The organism is Ensifer sp. R1-3, assembly GCF_056739175.1.
Map to the genome: position 1 here is coordinate 645,032 of NZ_CP096515.1, position 18,359 is coordinate 663,390.

At 62.1% G+C, this 18,359-nt stretch carries 24 protein-coding genes; 10 read left to right on the forward strand and 14 right to left on the reverse strand.

Features of this window, described 5'->3' with window-relative positions; translation table 11 throughout:
* Positions 1-4 precede the first annotated feature (4 nt).
* Positions 5-604 (reverse strand): YdeI/OmpD-associated family protein, encoded by a 600-nt coding sequence (locus M1D43_RS03130; protein ID WP_153313384.1) that lies wholly within the window; start codon positions 602-604, stop codon positions 5-7.
* A 234-nt stretch (positions 605-838) separates the two neighbouring features.
* Here M1D43_RS03130 and M1D43_RS03135 point away from each other — a divergent pair, with 234 nt between their 5' ends.
* Positions 839-1,702, forward strand: coding sequence for an alpha/beta fold hydrolase (locus M1D43_RS03135; protein ID WP_153313383.1), 864 nt, complete (start codon positions 839-841; stop codon positions 1,700-1,702).
* Positions 1,703-1,825: 123 nt separating this feature from the next.
* Here the strand turns inward: M1D43_RS03135 and M1D43_RS03140 are convergent, their stop codons facing one another.
* Both M1D43_RS03140 and M1D43_RS03145 read right to left on the reverse strand, forming a co-directional pair.
* On the reverse strand, positions 1,826-2,026 hold the full coding sequence (locus tag M1D43_RS03140; RefSeq protein WP_010969622.1) for a hypothetical protein: 201 nt from the start codon (positions 2,024-2,026) through the stop codon (positions 1,826-1,828).
* A 95-nt stretch (positions 2,027-2,121) separates the two neighbouring features.
* Positions 2,122-2,508, reverse strand: coding sequence for a hypothetical protein (locus M1D43_RS03145; RefSeq protein WP_017266499.1), 387 nt, complete (start codon positions 2,506-2,508; stop codon positions 2,122-2,124).
* 67 nt (positions 2,509-2,575) lie between these two features.
* Between M1D43_RS03145 and M1D43_RS03150 the strand changes: the two genes are divergently transcribed.
* The 3 genes from M1D43_RS03150 (at position 2,576) to M1D43_RS03160 (ending at position 4,402) form a co-directional block, all read left to right on the forward strand.
* Positions 2,576-3,472, forward strand: a complete 897-nt coding sequence (locus M1D43_RS03150; protein ID WP_153313382.1) for a LysR substrate-binding domain-containing protein — start codon at positions 2,576-2,578, stop codon at positions 3,470-3,472.
* 98 nt (positions 3,473-3,570) lie between these two features.
* Positions 3,571-3,900, forward strand: a complete 330-nt coding sequence (locus M1D43_RS03155) for an ArsR/SmtB family transcription factor (protein ID WP_003530664.1) — start codon at positions 3,571-3,573, stop codon at positions 3,898-3,900.
* 31 nt (positions 3,901-3,931) lie between these two features.
* Positions 3,932-4,402: an SRPBCC family protein gene (locus M1D43_RS03160; protein WP_027989330.1), complete on the forward strand. Its 471-nt coding sequence runs from the start codon at positions 3,932-3,934 to the stop codon at positions 4,400-4,402.
* A gap of 77 nt (positions 4,403-4,479) precedes the next feature.
* Here the strand turns inward: M1D43_RS03160 and M1D43_RS03165 are convergent, their stop codons facing one another.
* The 7 genes from M1D43_RS03165 to M1D43_RS03195 all read right to left on the reverse strand — a co-directional run bounded on the left by M1D43_RS03165 (position 4,480) and on the right by M1D43_RS03195 (position 10,662).
* Positions 4,480-5,142 (reverse strand): phosphotransferase-like protein, encoded by a 663-nt coding sequence (locus tag M1D43_RS03165; protein WP_153313381.1) that lies wholly within the window; start codon positions 5,140-5,142, stop codon positions 4,480-4,482.
* Between the two features lie 54 nt (positions 5,143-5,196).
* Entirely contained in the window at positions 5,197-7,248 is a 2,052-nt protein-coding gene (locus M1D43_RS03170; protein WP_003530667.1) for an ASKHA domain-containing protein, read from the reverse strand.
* A gap of 19 nt (positions 7,249-7,267) precedes the next feature.
* Entirely contained in the window at positions 7,268-7,606 is a 339-nt protein-coding gene (locus tag M1D43_RS03175; protein WP_003530669.1) for a hypothetical protein, read from the reverse strand.
* 2 nt (positions 7,607-7,608) lie between these two features.
* A complete protein-coding gene (locus M1D43_RS03180; protein WP_010969617.1) occupies positions 7,609-8,571 on the reverse strand; it encodes a methyltetrahydrofolate cobalamin methyltransferase in 963 nt (320 codons plus the stop codon).
* A gap of 120 nt (positions 8,572-8,691) precedes the next feature.
* Positions 8,692-9,783: a methylenetetrahydrofolate reductase gene (locus M1D43_RS03185; protein WP_003530674.1), complete on the reverse strand. Its 1,092-nt coding sequence runs from the start codon at positions 9,781-9,783 to the stop codon at positions 8,692-8,694.
* Positions 9,780-10,367 carry a methylenetetrahydrofolate reductase C-terminal domain-containing protein gene (locus M1D43_RS03190; protein WP_003530675.1) on the reverse strand — a complete coding sequence of 196 codons (588 nt, stop codon included), beginning with the start codon at positions 10,365-10,367 and terminating at the stop codon, positions 9,780-9,782. The genes M1D43_RS03185 and M1D43_RS03190 overlap by 4 nt, the downstream gene beginning before the upstream one ends.
* Positions 10,360-10,662, reverse strand: coding sequence for a virulence factor (locus M1D43_RS03195; RefSeq protein WP_028011899.1), 303 nt, complete (start codon positions 10,660-10,662; stop codon positions 10,360-10,362). The genes M1D43_RS03190 and M1D43_RS03195 overlap by 8 nt, the downstream gene beginning before the upstream one ends.
* Positions 10,663-10,968: 306 nt before the next feature.
* Here M1D43_RS03195 and M1D43_RS03200 point away from each other — a divergent pair, with 306 nt between their 5' ends.
* Positions 10,969-11,436, forward strand: coding sequence for a BA14K family protein (locus tag M1D43_RS03200; protein ID WP_033048767.1), 468 nt, complete (start codon positions 10,969-10,971; stop codon positions 11,434-11,436).
* 91 nt (positions 11,437-11,527) lie between these two features.
* Here the strand turns inward: M1D43_RS03200 and M1D43_RS03205 are convergent, their stop codons facing one another.
* Positions 11,528-11,701 (reverse strand): hypothetical protein, encoded by a 174-nt coding sequence (locus tag M1D43_RS03205; protein ID WP_127540215.1) that lies wholly within the window; start codon positions 11,699-11,701, stop codon positions 11,528-11,530.
* A gap of 144 nt (positions 11,702-11,845) precedes the next feature.
* On the opposite strand from M1D43_RS03205, the gene M1D43_RS03210 reads away from it, so the two are divergent.
* Positions 11,846-11,992, forward strand: a complete 147-nt coding sequence (locus M1D43_RS03210; protein WP_033048769.1) for an entericidin — start codon at positions 11,846-11,848, stop codon at positions 11,990-11,992.
* A 17-nt stretch (positions 11,993-12,009) separates the two neighbouring features.
* Here the strand turns inward: M1D43_RS03210 and M1D43_RS03215 are convergent, their stop codons facing one another.
* A complete protein-coding gene (locus M1D43_RS03215; RefSeq protein WP_153313380.1) occupies positions 12,010-12,819 on the reverse strand; it encodes a formyl transferase in 810 nt (269 codons plus the stop codon).
* Between the two features lie 185 nt (positions 12,820-13,004).
* Positions 13,005-13,625, reverse strand: coding sequence for a DUF1638 domain-containing protein (locus M1D43_RS03220; protein ID WP_003530684.1), 621 nt, complete (start codon positions 13,623-13,625; stop codon positions 13,005-13,007).
* A gap of 39 nt (positions 13,626-13,664) precedes the next feature.
* Here M1D43_RS03220 and M1D43_RS03225 point away from each other — a divergent pair, with 39 nt between their 5' ends.
* Positions 13,665-13,823, forward strand: coding sequence for an entericidin domain-containing protein (locus M1D43_RS03225; RefSeq protein WP_003530686.1), 159 nt, complete (start codon positions 13,665-13,667; stop codon positions 13,821-13,823).
* Between the two features lie 87 nt (positions 13,824-13,910).
* Here the strand turns inward: M1D43_RS03225 and M1D43_RS03230 are convergent, their stop codons facing one another.
* The gene (locus M1D43_RS03230) at positions 13,911-14,609 is read right to left on the reverse strand and encodes a corrinoid protein (RefSeq protein WP_013844598.1); all 699 of its coding nucleotides are present in this window, start codon (positions 14,607-14,609) and stop codon (positions 13,911-13,913) included.
* A 523-nt stretch (positions 14,610-15,132) separates the two neighbouring features.
* Here M1D43_RS03230 and M1D43_RS03235 point away from each other — a divergent pair.
* The 3 genes from M1D43_RS03235 (at position 15,133) to M1D43_RS03245 (ending at position 18,345) form a co-directional block, all read left to right on the forward strand.
* Positions 15,133-16,707, forward strand: coding sequence for a trimethylamine methyltransferase family protein (locus M1D43_RS03235; RefSeq protein ID WP_027989326.1), 1,575 nt, complete (start codon positions 15,133-15,135; stop codon positions 16,705-16,707).
* Positions 16,708-16,814: 107 nt separating this feature from the next.
* Positions 16,815-17,519 (forward strand): 4Fe-4S dicluster domain-containing protein, encoded by a 705-nt coding sequence (locus tag M1D43_RS03240; protein ID WP_153313378.1) that lies wholly within the window; start codon positions 16,815-16,817, stop codon positions 17,517-17,519.
* 73 nt (positions 17,520-17,592) lie between these two features.
* Positions 17,593-18,345, forward strand: coding sequence for a phosphodiester glycosidase family protein (locus tag M1D43_RS03245; RefSeq protein WP_153313377.1), 753 nt, complete (start codon positions 17,593-17,595; stop codon positions 18,343-18,345).
* The last annotated feature ends 14 nt before the right edge of the window (positions 18,346-18,359 follow it).

Consider the following 18,359-nt stretch of genomic DNA (forward strand, 5'->3'; position numbering starts at 1 on the left):
CGATCTATCGCGCCTTGCGCCGCGGATAGGGCGTCTCGCCCCGGGCGAGCATGCCGACATATTTTTCGATGCGCGCGGCGCGCGTCTCGCTCTTCTTCGCGTCGTGAATGCGGAAGAGGATTGCGTAGCGATTTCGGCTGTCGAGTTCGTCGAACAGCATCTTAGCGGCTGCATTCTGCGCGAGCGCATCGTGAAGATCGTCAGGAACGGTCGCCTTGCTCGGCGGTGGCGCGGCGGCATCCCATCGGCCGTCGGTCCTGGCGCGTTCAACTTCGGCAAGGCCGCGCGGCGTCATGCGCCCCTCGGCGATCAATTCGGTCGCCCGAGCGCAATTCACCTGCGACCATCGGCTGCGCGCACGGCGCGGCGTGTATTTGTTCAGGTAAAAGTCGCTGTCGGATCCAATACGCTGACCGTCGATCCAGCCGTAACAGAGCGCCACATCGAGCGCCTCCCTCGGCGTGATGCTTGCTATCCCGGACGCTTTCTTGGCGAATTTCACCCAGAGCCCTTTGCAATCGGAGCCTTGCTCCGCGATCCACGTTTCGAAGGTCTTTGCGTCCGCAAAATGGATCACCGGCAATTGGGCTTCACTTTCACTCATGAGGATTACCGATCTGCTGGGAGTTCTTGGCACGGGCCGCTTTCACGAAAGCAAAAACATACCGCTGACGCCAGCTGCAAATTTTACCAGGAGGCGAGGCTCGTCCGAGCAAAGGCAGTCACAGGCCGGGCGCATTGCTGAAAAAATTGCGTTGATCAATGTCGGAGACCGGGAGCCCCGCTCGTCTTATCATCGAAACCGGCATAGGCCGGCCGCAAACCGAGGAGAAGACCGATGTTCCGCATCGCACTGATTGCCGCGACCCTGCTTGTTGCGGGCGCCACGCTTGCCCGATCCGAACCGGCGGGCAATCGGGTCAAGGTCAACGGCATGGAAATGTATTACGAAGTCTCGGGCGAGGGCGACCCGCTCATCGTGCTGCACGGCGCCTACATGAACATCCCCTCGATGGGTACGATCATCCCGAAGCTCGCCGAGACCCACAAGGTCTATGCGATCGAGTTCCAGGGCCACGGCCGCACCACGGATATCGACCGGCCGATCACCTATCCCAATCTGGCCGATGATGTCGCGGCCTTCATGGATGCCGTGAAGATCGAAAAGGCCGATGTCTTCGGCTACTCCATGGGTGCGGCTGCCGGTCTGCAGCTTGCCGTCCGCCACCCGGAAAAAGTCGACAAACTCGCCGCCGCCTCCGTCGCCTATGATGCCGAGGGCTGGCAGCCGGCGTTCAAGGCCTTCATTCCCCAGATGTCGGTCGAGATGTTCGTCAACATGCCGTTTGCCGAGGACTATCGCAAGCTCGCGGCCAATCCCAACGGTTTTCCCGAACTCGTCAGGAAGCTGATCGCGCTGGAGAAGGAGCCGATGGCATGGGAAGCGGACGTCAGGGCGCTGAAAACCCCGGTTTTGATCATCACCGGCGATGCGGACGTGGCGACGCTCGAACATTCGGTCGCTCTGTTCCGGCTGCTCGGCGGGGGCGTCATGGGCGACATGGGCAAACCGCTGCCCGCCTCGCGCCTTGCCGTCCTCCCGGCGACGTCGCATACCGCCGTCATCAGCCAGCCCGAGTTGCTTCATGCGTTCGTCGAACCATTTCTGAAGGGCAAGACGCCGAAGGGATTCTTCGAGTAGGGAGCACTGCTGACGGCGACTGTTTAGCGCTCCCTCGAAACAAGAAGGGCATTCCGTTGCGGGAATGCCCTTATAGTTTGGTCTTGCGGTCAATGCCGGGAGGGTGGCATCTGCAGTCTTTAATCATTGGTCCGTCTTATGTACTGCATCATCGACGGAGGGGAAGCCGATATCCTTCAACGTGTCGTAGGAGAGGTTCTCCAGGACACGTTCGTTGCGGTGCCGCTTCCAGGCTGCCCAGGCACGGGCCCGCAGGTTGAAAAGTCCGGGCAGGGCTGCAAGACCCTGGCTCGATGCGGATGACGAATGCTCGTTCATAGACATTGCTGGTTCCTTCTGAGTTCCTCAAAAGGTCGCGACCATGGACGTTATGGTGCAACGCGATTGATCATTCAAACGAATATGTTTGATGTAATTCATCAAACATCGTGATTGATTTCGCCCGCTATAGCCTTTCTATCGGATGCTCTGATCGGCTGCTGTTCCGCGGGTAACAGGTCGTTTCGCACCCTGGCTGGAAGTCTCGCCAATTGCCGGCGTGTTTCCACCCGATTCCTGACCAGATTGCCGGCACGCCGCCGCTCGGCAATCAGTTCAATAAGAGATCGGGCATGCCACAGCATCGCCAGAACGATGTCCCCCTCATCGATGGATCGAGCCTGCCTGGGCGCCCGATCGGTGGGTGCGGCGCTCGGGGCCGGTCTTTCATGAGGGGCGCCATTATTGATCGCCAACGTCAGAGCGGACATAGCCTTCTCCTTCTGGTTCAGGGCGTTTCCGTCCCTTGCAGCTTGACTATCGCGCATGCGTGATGTTCAATCAAACGAAATGAAGTTAAGCTATCTTTCAGTTTTTCTGATCGAGGATGCCGCCATGAACATGATGATGCGCCACGCGCTTCCGCTGCTCGAAATGGACGTGCTCAAGACTTTCGTCGCCATTGCCGAGACCGGTAACTTTACGACCGCCGCGGAGACGGTCTACCGCACGCCTTCGGCGGTTTCGATGCAGATCAAGAAGCTCGAGGAAATGCTTGGCTGCACGTTGTTCCTGCGCGACGCCCGCTCGGTGTCGCTGACGCCGAAGGGCGAGCTCCTGCTCGGCTATGCCCGGCGGCTTCTGTCGCTCAATAACGAGACGGTGTCCCGCTTCCTGTTGCCCGACATGAACGGTGTGGTGCGGGTCGGTGCGCCGGAGGATGTCGGCGAGCGAATCCTGCCTGATGTATTGAAGCGCTTTGCCGAGACGTATCCGAACGTCACCATCGACGTTTCGATCGGCATGAGCAACGCGATGCGCAAGCGGGTCGACGAGCACCGCCTGGACATCGCCGTGTTCAACAGCCTTTCCGAGGAATCTGCCAAGGGCGCCGAAATCCTGATGCAGGAGAAACTGGTCTGGGCAGGTGCGAAATGCGGGAACGCGCATCTGCGCGATCCTCTTCCGGTTTCCATGTGGGAGGACGGCTGCGTCTGGCGTGCCGATGCGGTCGAGAAGCTGTCGCATGCGGGCCGCAAGTTCCGCGTCGCCTTTTTGAGCGCCTATACCACCGGACAGCGTGCGGCTGTTCTCGCCGGGCTCGCGATCGCGCCGCTGCCGCGCTACCTCGTCCAGGGCGAGATGGTCCAGCTCGGCGAGCGTGACGGCCTGCCGGATCTCGGTCACTACAACATCGGCCTCAAGGTCATCGAAGATGCGCCGGCGCCGGTTCTGGCGGTCGCGGAGCATGTTCGGGCTGCCTTCGCCGAGCTGCGGATGCAGGCGGCATAATTGCGCAAGCGGCTTCCCGGGACCGCCAAACGACCCGAGAAGCAAACGTCGCGCTGAAATTGGGGTGGACGATGATAAGTTATGGCTTATAATAAGCTATGACTTATGATCAGGACAGAGCCTTTATTGCCCTTGCCGATCCAACGCGCCGTGCCATCTTCGAGAAGGTGGCCGAGCGGCGGCAGTCGGTCGCCGAGATCGCCCGGGCGATGCCGGTTTCACAGCCGGCGATCTCACAGCATTTGAAGATACTGAAGGAGGCACACCTCGTGCGCGACGTGCCGTCGGGTGCGCGGCGAATCTATTCGATCGATCCGAACGGGCTGGGGCCGCTCAGGAAATGGCTCGACCGATTCTGGGATGATCAGCTCGCCGCGTTCAAGCAGGCGGCCGAGGGGGCCGAGCGTTCCGAAGAAGCCGAAGAGTAACCTTATCGCGATCTCACGGGAGGAGGATCTCATGAACATGATCGAGCCGGCACCGGTCCGCAAGTCGGTTACGGTGCGTACATCGCCGCAGCAGGCGTTCGACGTTTTCGTCAGCGGAATGGGGACGTGGTGGATCAAGGGCCACAGCCTCACGCAGTCCGGCCAAAAGACGGTTGTGGTAGAGGCCGTCGCGGGTGGCCGCTGGTACGAGATCGGCAACGCGGGAGAGGAGTGCGAGTGGGGGCGTGTCATCGCTTGCGACCGACCGAACCGAATTCTCTTCGACTGGCAGCTCAACGCCGATTTCGACTACGATCCCGGCCTGCATACCGAAGTGGAGGTCCTGTTCGAGGCAAATGGGGAAGGTGGCACAACTGTCATTCTCGAGCACCGCCATCTTGAAAAATACGGCGTGAAGGCCAAGGAAATGCGCGGCATTTTCGATTCGGAGAATGGCTGGGGCGGCCTGTTGGCGTCCTATGTGGAGAAGGCAGCAGCTTGAGTTCACGCGGGTTCCCGGACGCGTAGGGATGAGGAAATCAAGCAGGCCGCGGCGGGTATCCCGAAGCTCAACAGACCTTAATCCGGCTGCGAAATGCTGGCCATTCTGGCCAGCCGTTGGAATGCCGTCGGAGCCATGGGCTCTGCTTCGAGCCGCTTGCGGATGAGCGCGGCGCATTCGTCAGGCGTCATCATGGACGTGTCGACTGCGAGATCGTAGATACCGGGGCGATGCACCTCTCGCTGCCATGCGAGCACCTGGCGCGGAACAGGCTCTGCCTCGCTACCGGTGAGGTAGCCGCCTTCGCGACCGGGCTGGCCGCGATTGCGTCGCTCCATTATCGTCTCGACCGGACACCGCACCCCGACAAAGAGGACGGGAAGGCCGAGAAGCCGGCGAGCGCAGTCGGGAAGGATATGGCGCGGTTCGCCATAGGCGTCGTGATGCCCGACATCGGCGACAACGTTCAGACCCAGCCGGCTATGCGCGGCAACGGACTCGTAGAGGGCAGCGTAGAAGAGAGGTACGAGCGCTTCGATTTCAGGTAATTCACCGCCGGGCCGCAACCCGATACCCGGCAGGTAGCGGCGAGGCATTACTCGCTCCATGTAGGCGTCGACGCCAAGGTTCATCCATGGTCCGTCGAATGTCTCCTGGATCGCCTCGGCTATGCTCGACTTGCCGGATCGTGGCGCCCCGTTGAGGATGACGATCCGTCCAGGATTGCAGCCGCTTTTCATCGGATCTCCTTGGCCGTCGACACAAGGTTCGGCTATTCGAAGCGGTGAGACGGACTACTCCCTGCTGCGTCGCCGCCTGCGGCCGCTTCCTTCGCCACCGTCATCGGTCAATGACTTGCGCGCCGGCAGGGTAACCACTTCGGCGAGTTTCGGGAAGGCATCCACCTTGTTCGGCATCGCCATGGCGTTGACGAAATGCTCCTGAAACTTCGATTCAAGCGCCGTCTCTATCTTCTCGATTTTCCTCACTGTTTGCTCGATCTCGCGGCGGTGACCGCGATTGAGGAGCGCCATCAGCGCGCCTGTGCCGGCGGCATTGCCGACCGCCTTCACCTCAGTGAGGTCGCAATCGGGGATCAGGCCGAGCACCATGGCATATTTCGGATCGATGAACGAGCCGAAGGCACCGGCAAAACGGATCGTGTCGACGTGATCGACACCTTGTTTCTCCATGAGCAGCTTGATGCCGGCATAAAGCGCCGACTTGGCGAGCTGGATCGCTCTGATGTCGTTCTGCGTCACGGTGATGCGCTGTTCGCCTTCGTGGAGCAGATAGGAGAAGGTGCGGCCGTTCGGGATGATGCGCGGGCTCTTCGCGACCATAGCGCCGTCGACGACGCCGTCCTGCGAAATGATGCCGGTGAGGTACATCTCCGCGACGACTTCGATGATCGCCGAGCCACAGATTCCTGTGACACCGACTGCTGCAGCTGCCTCGGCGAAGCCTTCTTCATTCGACCATTTGTCGACGCCGATTACCCGGAACCGCGGCTCCAGCGTCTCGGGATCGATGCGGACGCGCTCGATCGCTCCGGGTGCGGCTCGTTGACCGGAGGAGATCTCTGCCCCCTCGAAGGCCGGGCCGGTCGGCGATGAGGCGGCGACGACGCGCTCCCTGTTGCCGAGCACGATCTCGGCATTGGTGCCGACATCGACGAGCAGCATCATCTTGTCCTGACGATGCGGCCCTTCGGAAAGCGTCGCACCCGCGGCGTCCGCTCCGACATGGCCGGCGATGCAGGGGAGCATATAAAGGCGCGCGCCGCGATTGACCTCTATGTCGATTTCGTGCGCCCAATATTGCAAGGCGCCGGATACGGCCAGCGCGAATGGCGCCTGTCCGAGCTCCGTCGGATCGATCCCGAGGAACAGGTGATGCATGATCGGATTGGCGACGACGACCATGTCGAGAATGTCGTGGCGGTCGACCTCGCCCTCAGCGCAGACCTTGCCGATCAGGCCGTTCAACGCTTCGCGGACCGCCTTGGTCATCGCCTCGCGGCCATCCGGATTCATCATCACATAGGAGACGCGGCTCATCAGATCCTCACCGAAGCGGATCTGCGGATTCGATGTGCCGGAGGAGGCCACGATGCGTCCGGAGAGCAGCGATACGAGATGCATCGCGATCGTCGTCGAGCCAATGTCGCAGGCGACGCCATAGGCCTCGTTCTTCAATCCCGGCCAGAGAGCGACAATGAAGGGACGGGAGGAGTCCATGTCGCGGTGGATCGCCGCAGTCACGGCCCAATTGCCCTTGCGCAATATGCCTTGGACCTGGGGGATCAGGTGGGGGGCGATCAGAAGGTCCTTCCAACCCCAGTCCTTTTCCAGGACGGCCTTCATCCGATCGAGATCGCCGAGCGGCTTATGCATGTCCGGTTCGTCGATCTCGACATAGCACAGTTGCACCGCCGCGTTGCGCTCGATTACACGATCGCTTGCGGCCTTGCGCACCACCTGCGCGTTGATGACGGTGTCCTGCGGGACGTCGATGACGAGATCGCCGAGAATCTGGGACGAACAGGACAGCCGCCGCCCGTCCGGCAATTCGCGCACGCTCGCGTAACGCTGCTCCTTGGGACCGATCGGCGAGATATGGTCGCTGGACGAAACGATCTTGTGCTTGGCGAAATTGCCTTCCTGGACGGAAACCTGGCAACGTCCGCAGGTGGCGCGGCCGCCACAGACGCTTTCGACATAGACCCCGAGCGAACGTGCGGCGTCGAGGATCGGCGTACCGACGGGGAAACGGCCGCGTTTGCCGGAGGGCATGAAGAGCACCAGCGGATCGTTCTTTTCGTCCTTCGAGGGCACGTTCAACATTTTCTGTCTCGCCAGCAGTTTATTTCGCGAGCCGGCGGGCGTTTGCCCGCACGCGCTTGGCATAGGGCCGAACTGCGGCCGCCGCTATCCGGTTGTGCGCGGCGGCAGAGCCCGGCTTTCCGGCAGCAAGTGCCGCGGCCGCATTCATTCCTTCCTTCACCAGGGCGACATTGGCGGCGACGACGCTTTCGGCGACGGCCGCCATTTTTTCAGTCACCATCCGGCTTGCCTCGACATAGTCGGTTGCCGAGCCGGTGATAGCGGCGACGGCCATGGCCTGCGTACGCGCGGCGATGACCATCGGAGCCTGAAACCAGAGTGCCGCCAGGTCGCTGGCGAAGGAGTGGTGCTTGGCCATTTTTACTCCGCCCGTGCGACGCCGGCGCGCGCCGCGCGTCCGCCGCGCCGCCCGCCGGCACCCGCCGGTGCTGCCGCAGCGGCGACGGCATGGCCGCCTTCGGCCGGCTTGTGGTCGCGATAGGTCATGATCCAGTTTGTGCAGTTCGGGTCGGTGCCGTTAAGCACGTTTGCGGCTCGAACCGCCTCCATCTCCTGCGGACGGCAGGGGTTCATGATGGCCGAGGTCATACCGGCGCCGATAACCATGGGGATGAAGCCGGCGTTGATGCCGTGGCGGTGCGGCAGGCCGAAGGAGATGTTGGAGAGGCCGCAGGTGGTGTTGACCTTGAGCTCTTCGCGAAGGCGGCGAAGCAGCGCGAAGACCTGCTGCCCCGCAGATCCCAGTGCGCCGATGGGCATGACGAGCGGATCGACGACGATATCGTGCGGCTTGATGCCGTAATCGGCGGCGCGCTCGACGATCTTCTTGGCGACCGCGAAGCGGACGTCCGGGTCCATCGAAATGCCGGTCTCGTCATTGGAGATCGCCACCACCGGAACGTCGTATTTCTTGCAGAGCGGCAGGATCGCTTCGAGCTTTTCCTCCTCGCCGGTCACCGAATTGACGAGCGGGCGGCCCTTTGCAACGCGCAGGCCGGCTTCGATGGCGGCGGTAACCGAACTGTCGATCGACAGCGGCACGTCGACGAGGCCCTGAACGATCTCCAGCGTCTTGACGAGGAGCGGCGGCTCGGTCTCGTTCGGGTCGACGGCCGTCACGCCCGCATTGACGTCGAGCATCGTCGCGCCGGCGGCAACCTGCTCCAGCGCATCCTTGATCACGGTGTCGAAGTTGCCCTCGATCATCTCGGCGGCGAGCTTCTTACGGCCGGTCGGATTGATGCGTTCGCCGATGACGCAGAAGGGCTGGTCGAAGCCGATGATGATCTCGCGTGTGGCGGAGGCGACGATGGTGCGGGTCATATAAGATCCTCTGAACCTTGAGCGTTGGCCTATGTAATAGGGCCGTTCTGTGTTTGTAAGGCGCTGGACGAGCAGGAGCGCCGGTTATCCTCTGCTAAAGCCGCCGATCACGGCTTTGTCTCAATGCGGGTGGTGCGCGGCGGCCTCGGCCATCTGCTGCTGATTTTCTTCTTTGCCTTCGCGGATATGTTCCAGCCGCTCGGCAACCAGCGCGTCGGTCGGCGCGGCTTCGCGCGTCCAGGGTTTACGGCCCCTCAGGACACCTGATTCATGGACGATTTCGGCAACATATTCCTCCTGGCGATAGGCCATGACGTGGACGCCGGAGACGCCCTCGATCTCCTTCACCTCGTTCATGATGTCGATGCAGAGTTGCTTACCTTCCTTTTTCTGGTCCTGGGCGCCCTCGAGCCGTTTGATGATGCTGTCCGGAATGTGGATGCCCGGAACATTGGAGCGGATCCAGCGGGCAGTCTTGGCGGATGCCATCGGCCCAACGCCCACCAGGATGTAGCACCTCTCGTGAAGACCGAGATCGCGCACCTTCTTCATGTATTCGCGAAACATCGGAACGTCGAAGCAATACTGGCTCTGCACGAACTGTGCGCCGGCTTCGATCTTCTTGGCGAGGCGATAGGGGCGGAAATCATAGGGCGGAGCGAAGGGGTTGATCGCTGCTCCGAGGAATACCTGGGGCGGCGTCGTCAGCTTGCGGCCCGAAAGGAACTTGGAATTGTCGCGCATGATGCGCACCGTCTCGAGCAGGGACATGCAGTCGAGATCGAAAACCGGCTTGGCCCCGGGCTGATCGCCCGCCTGCACGCCGTCGCCGGTGAGGCACATGATGTTCTGGACGCCCATGGCCGAGGCGCCGAGCACGTCCCCCTGAATCGCGATGCGGTTCTTGTCGCGGCAGGCGATCTGCATGATCGGCGCATAGCCCATGCGCGTCAGGAGCGCGCAGATGCCGACGGATGACATGTGGCAGTTGGCGCCCGAAGCGTCGACCGCGTTGATGCCGTCCACCCATCCGTCGAAGATTGCCGCGCGCTCGTAGACGTCCTGGGGATCGGCGCTGTCCGGCGGATTGAGCTCGGCCGTCACTGCGAACTCGCCGCGACGCAGCACGCGCTCCAACCGCCCGCGCGAGGAATGGCCGGGCAGGGGATCGAGCGGTGCGCCTGGATCGTGGGGATTGATGTCCGGGCTCATTGCTGCGGGCCTTCCTTCTTCGCCGCTTCGCGGGCGGCCGCGGCCTCGGCCGTTACCCGCAACCAGGACGAGGTTTCGCGCAGCGACTGGTTGACCGGCTTCTGCACGTTCATGATCGCATCACCCTTCACCATGTTCTGCGAGCCCTTCCACGCCTGCACCCAGACACAGGGCATGTCCGGCTCGACTTCGCAATTGCCGTTTGCCCGTACGCCGCCGCAGGGCCCGTTCCTGAGCTGCTTCGGACAGTTCATGGGGCACGACATGCCGGTTGAGGACAGTGCGCACTGCCCGCACATGCGACAGTCGAAGAGGAAGCCCTTGACGTGGCGCTCGACGAAGGTCACGGGCCTTTCAACCCGGTTGTAGCCAATTGCGTTCCATAGAGGATGGAGAAGCAGGAACATGTCGGCGAAACGGTTGTAGAACCACTCGAGGAAACGCGAATTGCGTACGGCCCAGAGACGCACCGTGTATTTGTGGCGCGAGCGGCGGCTGGGCGACACGCCCTGGGGTGTATAGGCGCCCGTCGCCGCCTTCCTGGCGGACTGGGCGTTACCGGTCACGACCTTCGGGTCAGGCATTGTCCCGGCCTCCGGCCTTGACGAGTGCGACGAGGCGCTCCCGGTCATAGGCGGCTTCCAATTCGGCCGCCGCCCTGTCGGCTTCCGTCTCGAGGTCGTCGGAGACTGGAACGGGATCGGCCTTGCGCCATTCGGCAAGGTAGTCGTCGGTCTCGGCGGCGCCGGTGCGCATGGCGCACATGTCGATCGCCTCGGTGAAGCGCAGCGAGAGCTCGCGCTTGGCGGTCTTGCGGCCCTGCTTGATGATGACTTGCGCGGGGATATCGCGCCAGTAGACGATAATGCGGTCTGCCATCGGATTCCTGTTCTCCTATAAGGGCGACAATGCGCATGTCCACGCGCCGTGGCTCACCTTGCCACGACGTCCGATATGTCCAAAAACGACGCTGCACAATCACGCATCCGAACCTTGCGCTCGCGGAGCGCGCCGCTTGCGCCGGCGCGGCGAAATGCCTGCCTTATCGGCGGCGACAAAGGACCGGGAACACGCGTGCACCGGCCCTTCGGATGGTCCTTAAGAATATCATGAATCTTGCATTCACTGCGCGTTCACCTGGCCGGCGGCAAAAGCTCTGACCTATTCGAACAGATAGGTGTGGAGATGAAGAAGATTGGGATCCTGTTCCTCGCGGCTGTGACGGCTTTCACCGGCTATGCGCCTGCGCAAGCCATGCCCGTCCCAACCGTTCCGGTGTCGCAGACGAGCGACGTGCAGATGGTCGACCACCGCGGCTGGCATGGTCACCGGCATCGCCCGCGGCACGGCTGGCGCCGGCACGGCCATCGACACGGCTGGTATAACGGGCATCGCGGCTACAACTATCGCCGCCACGGTTACCGCCGGCACAACGACGGCTGGTGGTATCCACTGGGAGCCTTCGGTGCCGGTATGATCATCGGCGGCGCCATCGCCCAGCCGCGTTACGCAGAGCCACGCTATGCGGCGCCGGGATTGCCTGCCAGCCACGTAAACTGGTGCTATGACCGCTACCGCTCGTACCGCGCTGCGGACAATTCCTACCAGCCCTATGGCGGCCCAAGACAGCAGTGCTATTCGCCTTACTACTGAGGTCGTCGAGCATTGTCCCTCCGGCAACGCACGGAGGGACAGCCGGTCCTTCTTTCACCGGACGATGACTTCAGATCCGACCGAGATCCGCTCAGTAGCCGGAGCTGCCGCCGCCGGAACCGCCCATGCTGCCGCTACCGGCGCTTTCGCCGGAGCCGCCGCTTTGTTGAGGGCTGTTGCTGTTCCGGGCCGACTGGCTGCTCATGCAGCCTGCCATCGTCAAAAGGGCGAGTGCGGCTGCGACGATCGATGATCTGCCGGTCATGACGTTCTCCGATCACCGGACTTGATATGAAGAATAGCTAATATTCTCTCATCTGTCGGCTAAAGACAAGATTCCCACCACGCTTGATTTCTCGCAGGCATGCATCATCTTTTCTTGGATTGCCGGGCTGTCTCCGAGGGTGTCATGTCGAAGACCGTAATTGCAGTTCTAATCCTGATCTTCGCTTCGTCCTGCGCCAACACGGCACGGGGATTCAGGGAAGACAGCACGCAAACTGGCCATGCCGTCGACCGGGCGACCCATCGGGTCTTGAGCGCGGGGGCGCAGTAGCAGGCAGGTCCCTCTGTCTACCACCTGCCGTGCCGCAGGCCATTCCAGAACCAAGTCCAGACCGGGGGATGGTACCACTGCCGCGACGGGGCCGCGATGGCGATCGGGCGCAGTTTCCCGGCAAGGGCGTCCTCGACCGCACGGATGGCGATGTCGGTTGAGGCGGCCGTCTGGAGAAGGGGGTAGGTGTGGATCGTGTCGGCGCGGCGCGGCGCCTGCCGCGATTGATAGAGGATGCCGCCGGTGTCGACGCCTTCGTCGACGAGATGAACGGTCGCGCCGAAATTCTCGGGATCGTTGTTGGCCAGCGCCCAGTAGCCTCCCATCAAGCCGCGATATTGCGGGTTGATGCCGGCATGGAAATTCAGAATCGGACAATTGACGGCAGCAAGCGTTTCCGGCTTCAACATGCGGCAACTGATTAGGAAGAGGACGGCGGGTTTCAGTAGCTGAAGCATTGCATGGCCGTCAGCGTCGTTGATCGAGTCAACGCGGTGGACGGGCACCGTCCGGTTGGGCGCGGCGGACGCATCATTCTCGCGAAGAATCTCGGCTGCCCGACGCCGGGTGAAGCGCTTGCCGATGCGGGAGACGAACATCGTCGCAAGTTGCCCGAGTGCCATTACCCATCCGAGTTTGCGCGCACGCCGCTTGACGAAGAGCGCCTTCGATTCCGGCTCCTCCTGCAAAACTGCAACATTCGTGAAGCGCGCAGCCAATGCGTTGATCATGATGTTCGCATTGTCGCCTCCGGCGGTCACCACGACGATGCGTCCCTTGTGCTCGGCGCTCGACAGCGCCCCTTTTTCAGATTTCACGTTACACATCAGCGGATCGCGACAAGAATTTGCGCCAGATGGGATTTGAGGTGCGCTGCGCGGCAGGTCAGCGCAGGAAATATGCCGTCAATACGTTAGCACAGCCTTAAGCTGTGCCCTGCACACGATCCCGAAGGATCGCGGGGCCATCGCACCGCCGACGAGGCGTGAGTGCCGGGACCGGAGAGAGTGGATCAAACCTCGATCAGCGATGTCGTAAGATCGCCATAGCCGGTATAACGGTACTCATATTCGAGCCCGAGAGTAACGGCGGCGCGCCGGGCTTTTTCCTGCAACGCGGCGTCCTCCTGCTGGGAGAGATAGACGAGCTTGCGGTAGTGGCCGAAATACATGTCGCGCAGTTCCGGGTGCCGGTCGAGGCCGAGCGGCTCGATGACGAAGGCTTCGAACTGCCGGGCAAGGAAATCCGTCAGGAAGAAAGCTGTGATGTCATCGTCCCAGCGGGCTGCGAAATCCGCGTTTCCGGCGAAGAACGAGTAGCAATGCGGACCCGGGATGCGCGTCACCCCTTCCTCTTCGCAGAGTCGGTCGATAAGCCCGCCGGTGCCGCAATCGGCATAGGCGATGAAGATGCGCTCGAAACCGTTGGCGCGCGCCCGGGTGATAGCCTCACGCAGGCCCGGAGTGATCTTCTCCGGCGTGTTGTGCCAGATGGCCGGCAGACAGTTGAGCTCGATGTGGTCGAGCCCGTTGGCCGCGCAGACGGCAAGAATTTCGCGCGCGATCGCGCCGCAACCAATGACATGAACTTTCTTCGGTTGTGCACGTTCTCTTGCCGACGTTGCGTTTTCCATCTTTATTCCGCCTTGCATCAACACAAAGGAATCACGGTCATGACGACAAAATCCATCGCGACCATCGGAGCCGTTCTGATAGCGCTGGCAGCCCTGAGTTCCTGCGCAAATACGATCCGCGGCGCAGGACAGGATACTGCAAACGCAGTCAACGCGACACAGGGAGCCGGCCAACGGGTCGCCAAGGCCGCCAACTGACGGCACCCGGTAAGTGCTCTTTCCGAAAAACAAAAAGCCGGCTGCTCGTTTCACACGGGCAGCCGGCTTTTTTCATGTCAGATCGTCTCAGCCGGCTGCGAGCTGATTGTGCTTGCGCTTCATGTAGTCCTTGGCGGTCTCGACGGCGACGGCGGCATCGCGGCAATAGGCGTCGGCCCCGACGGCCTTGCCGAATTCCTCGTTGAGCGGTGCACCGCCGACGAGGACGACGTATTCGTCGCGCAATCCCTTTTCCTTCATCGTATCGATGACGACCTTCATATAGGGCATGGTCGTCGTGAGCAGGGCAGACATGCCGAGGATGTCCGGCTTCTCACGCTCGAGCGCTTCGAGGTAGTTCTCGACCGGATTGTTGATGCCGAGGTCGACGACGTCGAAGCCGGCGCCTTCCATCATCATGCCGACGAGGTTCTTGCCGATGTCGTGGATGTCGCCCTTGACCGTGCCGATCACCATCTTACCGAGCTTCGGGGCACCGGTTTCGACGAGCAACGGGCGCAGGATGAACATGCCGGCCTTCATCGCATTGGCCGAAAGCAGCACTTCCGGGACGAAGAGAATGCCGTCGCGGAAATCGATGCCGACGATGCGCATGCCTTCGACCAGGGCCTGGGTCAGGACGTCGTAAGGCGTCCAGCCACGCTTGAGGAGGATGCGCGTCCCTTCCTCGATTTCCTCCTTGAGACCGTCATAGAGGTCGTCATGCATCTGCTGCACGAGTTCCTCGTCGGAAAGGTCCTCGAGAATGATTTCATCGTCTGCCATAGTTGGGTTCCTCGGTTCCTGGCACAGTCATTTCGCACGGGTGGCACGAGAGATGGCACAATCCGGACGCGTTGCCCAATCCTTAGCGGGCTACACCTAAAAATCTCTTGTTGAAAGCGACGTCGCATATGATGAAAAACGACGGCGCCCCGCGTAAATGCTCCCATGCGACAGCGGTAGCGCATTATTCCGCGGTTCGGAATCTGCCGCCTGCAAAATTATGCAGCACTTCAAGGCGTTAGAGTGGCGCTTGCGCGGTCCCGATCTGAAGCAGCGAAAGACGTACGCTCGAGGCACTGCAATGGTAGCGACCGCAGACCGAGTGTCTAAGATGCGCCAGCCGTTGGCGCATTAAGACCCGTACCGGTCCGGCGCCTTGGTAGCATTAGGCTAAATCGACTACCGGATGCATATGCCCGCCGCTGGATTTAGCCTCGCGAAAGGGGTATGCGCCCACCCATCAAAGTGTTGCGGCGTTCATCGCGCATGATGCGCGGAGCACCGCGGGAAGAGGAATGAGCGAATGAGCGACGTTACAGAACAAGGTGCGGCCGAAGGCGGCGGACGCCGCGCGCGTGGTGAGGGGCGGGGAGCGGCAGCGCGTCGCGCTTCCCGCACCGGCGGTGGCCCGGGACCGTCTCTGCCCTATATCCAACGCAGGATTCGCGAATACGAAGTTCTTGACGAGGAAGGGCTGCAGCTCATCGAACGCAACGCCGACGTCGTTCTCGAAGAGATCGGCATCGAGTTTCGCGACGATGCCGAAGCGCTCGATCTGTGGAAGGCCGCTGGTGCCGACGTGCGCGGTCAACGCGTGCATTTCCCCAAGGGACTTTGCCGCGAGCTCTTGAAGACGGCGCCGAAGGACTTTACCTGGCACGCGCGCAACCCGGAGCGCAACGCTCAGATCGGCGGCAAGGCGACCGTCTTCGCGCCGGTTTACGGCCCGCCCTTCGTGCGCGATCTCGAGGGCAACCGCCGCTATGCGACGATCGAGGATTTCCGCAACTTCGTGAAGCTCGCCTATATGGCGCCGTCGATGCACTCATCGGGCGGCACGGTCTGCGAGCCGGTCGATATCGCCGTCAACAAGCGCCACCTCGATATGGTTTATAGCCATATCCGCTATTCCGACAAACCCTTCATGGGATCGGTCACCGCGCCCGAGCGCGCCGAAGACACGGTCGCAATGGCGAAGATCCTTTTCGGCGACGATTTCGTCGAGAACAATGCGGTGACGTTGAACCTCATCAACGCCAACTCGCCGATGGTCTTCGACGAGACGATGCTCGGTGCCGCGAAGGTCTACGCCCGCCATAACCAGGCTTGCGTCGTTTCGCCCTTCATCCTGTCGGGCGCGATGAGCCCGGTCACGGTCGCCGGCACACTGACGCAGATCCTCGCCGAAGTGCTGGCAGGCGCGGCCTTTACCCAGCTGATCCGCAAGGGCGCGCCGGTGCTGTTCGGCACCTTCGCCGCGTCGATCTCGATGCAGTCGGGCGCGCCGACCTTCGGCACGCCGGAGCCGTCGCTCGTCTCCTACGGCGCTGCTCAGCTTGCTCGCCGCCTCGGCCTGCCGTTCCGTACCGGCGGTTCGCTCTGCGGCTCGAAGGTTCCCGATGCGCAGGCTGCGCATGAATCGGCAAATACGCTGAACATGACGCTGCTTGCCGGCACCAATTTCGTTCTGCATGCGGCCGGCTGGCTCGAGGGCGGTCTCGTCTCATCCTACGAGAAGTTCATGATCGACCAGGATCAGCTCGGCATGATGCAGAAGATGGCCGAGGGCGTGGACCTTTCCGAAGGCGCGCAGGCGCTCGACGCCATCCGCGAAGTCGGCCCCGGCAGCCACTATCTCGGCTGTGCACATACGCAGGCGAACTTCCAGAGCGCCTTCTATCGCTCGCCGCTCGCCGACAACAACTCCTTCGAGCAGTGGGAGATCGAGGGCGAAAAGCGGATCGAACAGCGCGCCAACGCGCTCGCCCGCTCGTGGCTCGAACATTATGAAGCGCCCTATCTCGATCCGGCGATCGACGAGGCGCTGAAGGAATTCATCGCGAAGCGAAAGGACTCGATGCCCGACGCCTTCACCTGAAAGGCTCCCGAGCGAGCCAGGGAGCAAGGCGGCGCGGCGCAGGTGGCCGATATGATACAGAAAGAGGTCTGGCGCCCGCATTACGAAACTCAAGGGCCGAAACCGAAATGACGGCTCCTTACGCATCGGAAAGCGATGTGCTCGAAACCATCCGTGCGGCGCTTGCGCCGCACGGTCTTTTTTTGCGCGGAACCATCAATTTCGCGCCGGGCGAGGCGGGACCAACGCTCGAAGGCGGCAAGCCCGCAGCGTGCGTGGTGCTGATCGGCAATGTCGGCGGCTCGGTCTGGGAGCCTTTCCGCCGGTGGCGCGAAGGCGAACCCGACGGCGGCGGTGCGGAGCCGCTCGACAACTGGTCGAAACAGGTCATCCGCCCGGCGGCTGCGGCAGCAGGCGCCTCGGCGTATTTTCCGTCCGATCCCCCTTGGCAGCCCTTCCAGCAATGGGCAATGCGTGCCGAAGGGCTGAAGCCGTCGCCGCTCGGCATCCTCATTCATCCGCTCTACGGTCTATGGCACGGCTATCGCGGCGCGCTTGCGTTCGATCGAGCCATGCCGGTGACGGGCGAGCCGGCGGGTGGCCACCCCTGCGAAACCTGTGTTGGAAGGCCCTGCCTTTCCACCTGCCCGGCGGATGCTTTGGCAGGCGCTACATTCGATATCGGGCGCTGCCGCGCGCATCTGAGAACCGGGGAAGGGGTGGCCGGCTGCCTTGCTCACGGCTGCCTGTCGCGCGATGCCTGTCCGGTTGGGCGCGACTATCGCTATGCGGTGGGGCAGTTGCGTTTTCATATGGCGGCGATCGAGTTTTAATCAGAGCGCGCCCACATAAATCCGCTGCAATCCATGCGATGCTACGTCGTATGATTCCCTCCGGGTCTGTTCGATGCCGCTGTTTACAAGAGCCTTCATCGCCGGCGCCGCCCTTCTATCCGCCGGTCTCGCTGCACCCGCCTTCGGTGCCTGCCGCGATGTTCGCCATCTCGGCGAAATCTACCTCGCCTGCAGCTTCGACCCGGCGACGAGCGACATACGGCTCTACAACAAGGACCAGGCGGGCGTGCCGTTCAGGTCCTTCAGAGCGCTGTCGGTCGAACTTCGTCGTCGCGAACAGTACCTCGTCTTCGCAATGAACGGCGGCATGTACCACGAGGACCTCGCTCCGGTCGGGCTGCATGTGGAGGAGGGCGCGGAGCAGGCGCCGCTCAATACAAATCCGGGTTGGGGCAACTTTCACATGCTGCCGAACGGCGTCTTTTATGTCGGCGACGGCAAGGCCGGGGTCATGGCTGCGGAGGCCTATCGCCTTGCCGGCATCGAGCCGCGTTTCGCGACGCAATCCGGTCCGATGCTCGTCATCGACGGTGCGCTGCATCCCCGTTTCCTGCCGGATAGCGACAGCCTCAAGACCCGCAACGGCGTCGGGGTGACGCCCAATGGCGAGGTGGTCTTCGCCGTGTCGAAACGGCCGGTGCGCTTTCACGATTTCGCGACCTTGTTTCGCGACGCGCTGGATTGCCCCAATGCGCTCTTTCTGGATGGTACGATCTCGAGCCTTTATGCGCCGGAGATCAATCGGCACGACCGGCTGTTTCCGCTCGGCCCGATCATCGCTGTCGTCGCGAAGTTTCCGCGCTGACTTGCGATCGGATG